The organism is Micromonospora sp. DT233 (assembly GCF_049841815.1).
In the GTDB taxonomy this organism is placed as follows: Bacteria; Actinomycetota; Actinomycetes; order Mycobacteriales; family Micromonosporaceae; genus Micromonospora.
In genome coordinates this window covers 1-902 of record NZ_JBNCLB010000040.1, presented here as the reverse complement: position 1 = coordinate 902, position 902 = coordinate 1, and the positions used below count along the sequence as shown (strand labels likewise).

The 902-nt window shown below is 66.7% G+C and carries 1 protein-coding gene; it reads right to left on the bottom strand.

What is annotated here, in order from left to right; all coding sequences use genetic code 11:
- Positions 1-9: 9 nt before the first annotated feature.
- Positions 10-836 (bottom strand): IS5 family transposase gene (locus ACLQ2V_RS28095; RefSeq protein WP_425721722.1). Its coding sequence is split into 2 segments (ribosomal slippage): positions 10-473 and positions 473-836, totalling 828 coding nucleotides; the frame shifts between segments, so codons are not numbered across the junction.
- Positions 837-902 lie beyond the last annotated feature (66 nt).

Sequence of the window (902 nt, the reverse complement as noted above, 5' to 3'; positions counted from 1 at the left end):
TAACAACTCCTAACTCTTTGAGTGTTGGAGTCGGCGCCAGCAGATGATGGCGCAGGCGAGGGTGAGGAAGGCTTCGTGGATGTCGTCGCGGATCTCCCAGCGGATGCGGAGGCGGCGGAACCAATGCAGCAGGGCGATGGTCTGCTCGACGACCCACCGTCGGGCGCCCAGGCCGGAGCCGTGTCCGACGCCGCGGCGGGCGATGACCGGGGTGATGCCCTTGGCCCGCAGCTCGCGGCGGTAGCAGTCGTAGTCGTAGCCCCGGTCGGCGTAGATCCGCTCCGGTCGCTGTCGAGGTCGGCCACGGATGCCCTTGATCCGGGGGATCTTGTCGACCAGGGGCATCAGCTGGGTGACGTCATGGCGGTTGCCGCCGGTCAGGGTCGCGGCGAGGGGGATGCCGCCCGCGTCGGTGACGAGGTGGTGTTTCGAGCCCGGCTTGCGGCGGTCGACCGGACTCGGACCGGTTTTGGGCCGCCCTTGAGCGCCCGGACGTGAGAGCCGTCGATCACCGCCCTCGACATGTCGAGTTGCCCGGTGGCCCGGAGCTTGCCCAGCAGGATCTCGTGCAGTCGTTGCCACACGCCAGCGTCGTTCCAGTCCCGCAACCTACGCCAGCAGGTCATCCCTGACCCGAAGCCCAGCTCTTGAGGTAGGTACTCCCAGGGGATCGCGGTGTAGAGCACGAACAGGATCCCGCACAGCACCTTACGGTCGTCCAAGGGCTTGCGGCCGGGGTAGCGGTACCTGCGAGGCGGCCGGGGTGGCAGCAGCGGCGCGATCTCCGCCCATAGATCGTCCGAGACGACCCACGGCGGCTGCTCACCCCTCCTCACGTCCAAACAAAACGATCCTCACGTCCAGCCGGTTACGCCCAACATCATTAAGTTAGGAGTTGTAAG